A 7,806-nucleotide genomic window follows, 5' to 3' on the forward strand; every position below is an offset into this window, starting at 1 on the left:
ACCGTGCCACTGGCCGAACTCTTCGGCTACGCGACGCGGTTGCGCAGCCGCACCCAGGGCCGGGGCACGTTCACGGCCCGGCCGACGGGATACGCGCCGGCACCGGGTGCGGTGGTGGCCCGGTAGCGGTGCCCGGGCGGGAGGTGTCTCCACACGGGGGCACCTCCCGTCGCCGGAGTCGGGGGGACGCTGTCCGCGCGGGCGACGGGGTGCGCGCGGGTACGGGGGGGTGGCGCGGGGACTGGGCTCGGGCCGGGGTGTCCCGGTGCGGGACACTTCCCGCCGCAGGTCACGGAAACCGCGGACCTGGGGAGACTCGCGTCTCCCTGGGGTGAACTCGCGGGCCGTGCAAGGAGGTTGCGCGTGCGTCCGTGGGCCGGGGACGTCCCGGGGTGGGACGCGGCCCGTCGCCGGCGCCGGGGGTGCGGGCCTGGACGACATGTGTCCGTAGGCCGAACTCGCGGGCCGGGCGGGGCGGTTGCGTGACGGTGGCAGCCGGACACGGGGTCGCGGGACGTGTCTCCCTCGTCCGACGGGTGTGCGCCGGGCACGGCCCGAACCGCCCGGCGCCCGCCCCCGGGCGGGAGGAGTCCCACGGCGAGGCACCTCCCGCAGCCCGCCCCGGCGAGGCACCCTCGGGACGACACCCCAGCTACCGAGGAGCACCGCATGATCTTCATCGCCGTACGGTTCCCCGTCCGCCCCGAGTACCGGGACGAATGGCTCGACCGGGTCGCCGACTTCACCGCCGCGACCCGGGCCGAGCCCGGCAACCTGTTCTTCGAGTGGTCCGTCGACGTGGCCGACCCCGACCGCTTCGTGCTGCTGGAGGCGTTCGCCTCCCCGGAGGCCGGTGCCGCCCATGTCGGCTCCGGGCACTTCAAGGCGGCGATGGCGTGGATGCCGGATGTCGTCGCCGAGACGCCCGACATCATCAACGTCGAGGTGGAGGGCGGGGGTTGGTCGCCGATGGCGGAGATCACGCCACGGCGGTGACGGCGGTGGGTGCGGACCGGAGGGGGAGCTCCGGCCCGCACCCACCACGACCTCAGGGGTACGACACCACCGTGGACGGGATCGTCGACGTGCCCGAAGTCGCCGCCCCCGTCTCGTTGATGACGTGTTCGTACTGGCCCTGCCCGCCGAGCGAGACGACCAGCAGGTCGTGGAACTTCACGCCCGACCGGTTCGGCGCGGCGAAGCCGTTGTGCTGCACGATCGTCGGGGCGACGTTGTAGTAGCAGTAACTGCCCAGGCCCCAGCCCTCGTGCACGGTCACGTTGTCGCCGACCTTGTAGGCGGCGTACCCCTTGATCGAGCCGTTCTGGATGGCCGCCTGGTTCGGGGCGTCGTACGCCTTCTCGTTCTGGAAGAAGATCGTGCGGCCCCGCTCGCCGTTCCACTGCACGTCGTACTTGTTGAAGTGCTCGACGAACAGGCCGGTGGCCAGCACGTCGGCACCGTTGACGACGAGACCGTAGTCGGCCCGGTTGGTGTCCCAGCCGATGCCCGTGCCGTGGTCGGCGCGCCAGAGCCAGGTGTGGTCGACGATCGTGTGGCGGTTGTTGATGACCATGCTGGTGGTGGCCTTGCCGGCGCCCGCGCCGCCGATCCGGACGAACACGTCCTGCACGGTGGTCGGGTTGGCGGAGTGGTCCGTCGTCGTGCCCGAAGGACCGACTTCCAGCAGGGTGTTGGAGTTGACCGTGCCCGCGTCGATCAGGAACCCGGCCAGGCGTACGCCGTCCACGTCGGCGGTCTTGAGGGCCGTAACTCCGTTGTCGGGGACGAGAGTCGCGTAACCCAGGCCCAGGACGACGGTGTTGGCGCGGTTCACCTGGATCGGCTGGTCCAGGTGGTAGATCCCCGGGGTCAGCAGGAGGTGAAGTCCCTGCGTGAGCGCCTGGTTGAGGGTGGCGGCGGTGACGCCCGGCTTCGCGACGTAGAACTGCGACAGGGACAGCGAGGTGCCGCGCGGGGTGCCGTTGCCCCAGGTCACGCCGCTGGCGTTGGTGCGCTTCTCGGGGAGGAAGACGCGGTACTCGGTGCCGTTGAGGTAGAGGAAGGGCTTCTCGCGGGAGACGGGGGTCGTGCCCAGGGTGGTGTACACCGGGTTCGGGAAGCCCTGCGCGGGAGCGCCCTGCACGCCCGAGAACACCATGTTCCAGACGCCGTTGAGCCAGCTGCCGATCACGCTGTCCCGGGTGTACCACTGCTGCTGCGAGTACGGCTGGACCTGGCCGTCGATCCGGCTGTCGGCGATGTAGCCGCCGCTGGCCCAACCGTAGCCGTTGGGCGCGAGGTTGAGGCTGCCGCGCACGTGCATGCGCCGGAAGGGGGCCGCCTGAGCCACGGCCCACCTGTTGGTTCCGCTGACGGGGACGAGCGCGAGGTTCTCCGCCGAACGCCAGAAGTTCTGCGTGGCGTTGCCGTTGAACCAGCCCGCGTCGACGGTGACGTCGCCGTTGATGGTGGTGTCGTCGGGCGAGAGGCCGAGGCCCGCGATCGAGGTGTAGAAGCCGAGCTGTGCGTTGAGCCCGGAGTAGGTCCCGGGCTTGAAGAAGAAGGCGTAGCGGCCGGTGCCGAACTGGGCCGTCTCCTGCTGGGCGAAGATCTGGTCCAGCTTGGCCTGGATGCCGGCCGTCGACGGGTCGAAGACGATCACGTTGGGGCCGAGATCGCCGCCACCCGGAAGAGCAAGTGGCTTGTTCGCGGAGGGAGTTGCGGGGGCGGCGGAGGCAGTTGCGGGCAGCCCGGCCAGGGCGGACACAGCGGCGGCCGCACCGAGAACGGTTCTGCGGGGAACTGAAGACATGTCGCGGCTCTCCTTGTTCATGAAATGAACGCCGGTGGGGTTGGGAGCGCTCTCTCGCGGGGGAATGCTTCAGGTCTCTGAACGCGGTCGTCAAGAGGTACGACCGAGTTCGACGAGTGGCGTCCAAACTCTTGACGCTTCTGCCTTCCGAGGTTTAACTCACGTCCTAAATTAAGTCGTGAGTGCATTCCCTGAAGGGACACCCGGAGTATGCGCAGCATCCGAGCCGCGGCCGTAGGCGCCGTCACCATGTCAATCGCCCTGGCGGCCACGGCCTGCGGAGGCGGTTCGTCCACGGGTGGGGGATCCAACGACTCGCCCAAGACGCTCACCTACTGGGCCTCCAATCAGGGCGCCAGCATCGCGATCGACAAGAATGTCCTGCAGCCCGAACTCGACAAGTTCAAGAAGCAGACCGGCATCACGGTGAAGCTGGAGGTCGTGCCCTGGTCCGACCTGCTCAACCGCATCCTCACCGCGACGACTTCAGGCCAGGGCCCCGACGTCCTGAACATCGGCAACACCTGGAGCGCCTCCCTGCAGGCCACCGGCGCCTTCCTGCCGTGGAGCACGGCCAACTTCGCGAAGATCGGCGGCAAGGACCGCTTCGTCGACTCCGCGCTCGGCTCGACCGGCGCCGTGGGCAAGGACCCGGCCGCCGTCCCGCTGTACTCGATGGCGTACGCGCTCTACTACAACAAGCAGATCTTCGCCGACGCGGGCATATCCCAACCCCCGGCCACCTGGGCCGAGTTGGTCGCTGACGGCAAGAAGATCGAGGCGAAGGGCAAGCAGGCGCTCGGTGCCGAGGGCGCCAACGTCTCCGAGAACATCCACCACACCTTCGTCTTCGCCAAGCAGCACGGCGCCGACTTCTTCACCGCCGACGGCAAGGCCGACTTCACCAACGACGGTGTGGTGACCGCGGTCAAGCAGTACGTCGACCTGATGGCCAAGGACAAGGTCATCCCGGTCGGCAACGCCGAGTACGCGCAGAACCAGTCCGTCAGCGACTTCGCCAAGGGCAAGACGGCGATGCTGATGTGGCAGTCGGCGTCCGCCAACCTCAAGTCGCAGGGCATGAGCGACAGCGCGTACGGCATCGCCCCGATACCCGTGCAGTCCGGCACCCCGGGCACCGGCGCGCAGACCAACTCGATGGTGGCCGGCATCAACCTGGCCGTCTTCAAGAACACGGACAACCTCGACGGCTCCACCAAGTTCGTGAAGTTCATGACGAGCGACGCCGAGCAGAAGATCCTCAACACCGCCTACAGCTCCATCCCGCCGGTGAAGGCCGCGCAGGAGGACACCGCGTTCAACACGCCCGCGAACGCCGTCCTGAAGAACACCCTCGCGACCAGCGCCGCCGCCCTGCCGCAGGTCGCCGACGAGTCGCAGTTCGAGACGGCGGTCGGCACGGCCGTCAAGAACCTGTTCGCCGACGCCGCCGCCGGACGCGCGGTCACCACCGCCTCTGTGAAGGCGGAGCTCGAAAAGGCCCAGCAGCAGATGCCGGCGAAGTGAGTGCGACTGTGACGAGCACTGTCACCCCGGAGGCCGCCGAGCGGAAGGACTCTTCCGCCACGGCGGCCCCCGGCCCGCGCCGCCGCCGTACCGACCGGATCCGCCGGATCGGACTGCCGTACCTGTTGCTCCTGCCCGCGCTGATCCTCGAACTCCTGGTCCACCTGGTGCCGATGGTGATCGGCATCGTCATGAGCTTCAAGGAGCTCACCCAGTTCTACATCCGCGACTGGGGCACCGCGCCCTGGTCCGGCTTCGACAACTACAAGGTGTCGGTGGACTTCAGTGCCCCCGTCGGCAAGGCGCTCCTCCACTCCTTCTTCGTCACCGTCGGCTTCACCCTGCTGTCGGTCGCCTTCTGCTGGCTGCTCGGCACGGTCACCGCGATCTACATGCAGGACAACTTCCGCGGCCGGGGTTTTCTGAGAGCGCTCTTTCTCATCCCGTACGCGCTGCCGGTCTACGCGGCCGTCATCACCTGGGTGTTCATGTTCCAGCACGACAACGGCCTGGTGAACCACGTCCTGCACGACCAGCTGCACATCACCAGCAAGCCGTCGTTCTGGCTGATCGGCGACAACAGCTTCTACGCGCTGCTGATCGTGCACGTGTGGAAGGGCTGGCCGTTCGCCTTCCTCATCGTCATGGCCGGCCTGCAGAACATCCCCAAGGAGCTGTACGAGGCGGCGTCGATCGACGGCGCCGGCATGTTGCAGCAGATCCGCCGCATCACCCTGCCGTCGCTGCGCCCGGTCAACCAGGTGCTGGTCCTGGTGCTGTTCCTGTGGACGTTCAACGACTTCAACACGCCGTACGTCCTGTTCGGCAGGGCGGCCCCCGAGGCTGCGGACCTCATCTCGGTGCACATCTACCAAGCGTCGTTCGTCACCTGGAACTTCGGCACGGGCTCGGCGATGTCGGTCCTGCTGCTCCTGTTCCTGCTCGTCGTCACCGGCGTGTATCTCGTGTTCACCTCACGCGGACGGAAAACGGCCGATGTCTAGCCCCACCTCACCCATGGCCCCGCCCCGCTCCTTCATCTGGTCGCGGCGGATCTTCCTCACCCTGCTCGCCGGCTTCGTCCTGGTGCCGGTGTACGTCATGCTCTCCAGCTCCCTGAAACCGCTCTCGGACGTCACGGGCAAGTTCCGCTGGCTGCCGAGCGGGCTCACGATCCGCCCGTACATCGACATCTGGTCGACGGTCCCGCTCGCGAAGTACTTCATGAACTCGCTGATCGTGTCCGTCGCCGCGACCCTCTGCTCGGTGGTGATCGCGGTCTTCGCCGCGTACGCCGTCAGCCGCTACGAGTTCCGCGGCAAGCGCGTCTTCACGGTCACCGTCCTGTCGACGCAGATGTTCCCGGGCATCCTCTTCCTGCTCCCGCTGTTCCTCCTCTACGTCAACATCGGCAACGCCACCGGTATCGCCCTGTTCGGCTCGCGCGGCGGCCTGATCCTGACGTATCTGACCTTCTCCCTGCCCTTCTCCATCTGGATGCTGATCGGCTACTTCGACTCCGTCCCGAAGGACCTGGACGAGGCGGCGCTGGTGGACGGCTGCGGTCCGCTCGGCGCGCTGCTGCGGGTCGTCGTACCGGCCGCGATCCCCGGCATCGTCGCGGTCGCCGTCTACGCCTTCATGACCGCGTGGGGAGAAGTGCTCTTCGCCTCCGTCATGACCAACGACTCGACCCGCACGCTCGCCGTCGGACTCCAGGGCTACTCCACGCTCAACGACGTGTACTGGAACCAGATCATGGCCGCCTCGCTGGTCGTCAGCGTGCCCGTGGTCGCCGGCTTCCTGCTGCTGCAGCGCTATCTCGTCGCCGGGCTGACGGCGGGCGCCGTCAAGTGACCGACCCGACCAACTCCGCTGACCGTAAAGGGACTTCAGTGACCATCGACTTCGCCGCACTCCCGCACGACTTCCTGTGGGGCACGGCCACCGCGGCGTACCAGATCGAGGGAGCCGTCGCCGAGGACGGGCGTTCGCCGTCGATCTGGGACACCTTCTCGCACACCCCCGGCAAGATCGACAACGACGACAACGGCGACGTCGCCTGCGACCACTACCACCGCTGGCGCGAGGACATCGGCCTGATGCGCCAACTCGGCGCCAACGCCTACCGGTTGTCCATCGCCTGGCCCCGAGTGATCCCGGGCGGCGACGGCGCGGTGAACCCCAAGGGCCTCGCGTTCTACGACGAGTTGGTGGACGGACTCCTGGAAGCGGGCATCACGCCCTCCGTCACCCTCTACCACTGGGACCTGCCCCAGGCGCTCCAGGACCGCGGCGGCTGGCCCGAGCGCGCCACCGCCGAGCACTTCGCCGCCTATGCCTCGGTCGTCGCCGAACGCCTCGGTGACCGTGTCACCCACTGGACGACTCTCAACGAGCCGTCCTGCTCGGCCTGGATCGGCCACCTCGAAGGCAAGATGGCCCCGGGTTGGACCGATCTGACGGCCGCCGTCCGCGCCTCGTACCACCTGTTGCTCGGCCACGGCCTCGCGGCTCAGGCGATCCGCGCCGCCGCCCCGAACGCCCAGGTCGGCATCGTCAACAACCTCTCCACGGTGTACCCCGCCTCCGACCGCGACGAGGACGTGCAGGCGGCCCGCCGGCAGGACGGCCACGTCAACCGCTGGTGGCTCGACCCGGTCCACGGCCGCGGCTTCCCGGCCGACATGGTGGAGACCTACGGCGTCGAACTCCCGGAACAGCCGGGCGATTTGGCGACCATCGCCGCCCCGCTGGACTGGCTCGGCCTGAACTACTACTTCCCGGCGACCGTCGCCGACGACCCCACCGGCCCCGCCCCGCACACCCGCGCCGTGCGCCGCCCCGGCGTCCCGCGCACCGGCATGGACTGGGAGATCGACGCCTCCGGCATCGAGACCCTCCTGCTCCGCCTCACCGAGGAGTACGACCCGCGCCGGATCTACGTCACCGAGAACGGCTCCGCGTTCCCCGACGTCGTACGCCCCGACGGCACCGTCGACGACCCGGAACGCCAGGACTACCTGGTCCAGCACCTCGCCGCCTGCGCCTCGGCGGCCCGCAAGGGCGCCCCGCTGGCCGGCTACTTCGCCTGGTCGCTGCTCGACAACTTCGAGTGGGCGTACGGCTACGAGAAGCGGTTCGGACTGGTCCACGTGGACTACGAGACCCAGGTCCGCACGATCAAGGGCTCCGGCCGCCGGTACGCGGACATCATCCGAGACCACCGCAGCCGGGCCCGGCGCGTGGCCTGAGCAAGGCCGCCCCGGTGGGTGCGGGCGGGGGAGCCCGCGCCCACCGGGGCACCATCAACCCCATGTGTGTCATGTGCACGTCATCAAGATCGCCCCCGAGAAGGAGTTCCGCCCCTCAAGGAGACCCGCATGCCATCCCGCACACTGCTCACGGCTCTCACCGCGCTGGCCCTGCTCTTCGCCACCCCGGCCCTCGCGGCCCCCGCCCCG

Annotated in this window: 7 protein-coding genes; 6 read left to right on the top strand and 1 reads right to left on the bottom strand. The window is 68.7% G+C overall.

Translation table 11 applies throughout. The features are described from left to right. Positions 1 to 126: hypothetical protein (locus R6V09_RS40600; protein ID WP_317886512.1), on the top strand; the 126-nt coding region annotated here is incomplete at its 5' end. 543 nt (positions 127 to 669) lie between these two features. Beyond that, positions 670 to 996 (top strand): putative quinol monooxygenase, encoded by a 327-nt coding sequence (locus R6V09_RS40605; protein WP_317886506.1) that lies wholly within the window; start codon positions 670 to 672, stop codon positions 994 to 996. A 52-nt stretch (positions 997 to 1,048) separates the two neighbouring features. Here the strand turns inward: R6V09_RS40605 and R6V09_RS40610 are convergent, their stop codons facing one another. Next, positions 1,049 to 2,815, bottom strand: coding sequence for a coagulation factor 5/8 type domain-containing protein (locus R6V09_RS40610; RefSeq protein ID WP_317886507.1), 1,767 nt, complete (start codon positions 2,813 to 2,815; stop codon positions 1,049 to 1,051). A 210-nt stretch (positions 2,816 to 3,025) separates the two neighbouring features. Here R6V09_RS40610 and R6V09_RS40615 point away from each other — a divergent pair, with 210 nt between their 5' ends. Genes R6V09_RS40615 through R6V09_RS40630 form a run of 4 tightly spaced genes read left to right on the top strand, consistent with a single transcriptional unit; the run spans position 3,026 to position 7,596 of the window. Further along, positions 3,026 to 4,342, top strand: coding sequence for an ABC transporter substrate-binding protein (locus R6V09_RS40615; protein WP_317886508.1), 1,317 nt, complete (start codon positions 3,026 to 3,028; stop codon positions 4,340 to 4,342). An 8-nt stretch (positions 4,343 to 4,350) separates the two neighbouring features. Next, on the top strand, positions 4,351 to 5,346 hold the full coding sequence (locus R6V09_RS40620) for a carbohydrate ABC transporter permease (protein WP_317886509.1): 996 nt from the start codon (positions 4,351 to 4,353) through the stop codon (positions 5,344 to 5,346). Then, positions 5,339 to 6,199 (top strand): carbohydrate ABC transporter permease, encoded by an 861-nt coding sequence (locus tag R6V09_RS40625; protein ID WP_317886510.1) that lies wholly within the window; start codon positions 5,339 to 5,341, stop codon positions 6,197 to 6,199. Before R6V09_RS40620 ends, R6V09_RS40625 begins: the two co-directional genes overlap by 8 nt. A 38-nt stretch (positions 6,200 to 6,237) precedes the next feature. After that, a complete protein-coding gene (locus tag R6V09_RS40630) occupies positions 6,238 to 7,596 on the top strand; it encodes a GH1 family beta-glucosidase (RefSeq protein WP_317886511.1) in 1,359 nt (452 codons plus the stop codon). Positions 7,597 to 7,806 lie beyond the last annotated feature (210 nt).

The sequence above is a fragment of the Streptomyces sp. W16 genome, assembly GCF_033194735.1.
Taxonomy (GTDB): domain Bacteria; phylum Actinomycetota; class Actinomycetes; order Streptomycetales; family Streptomycetaceae; genus Streptomyces.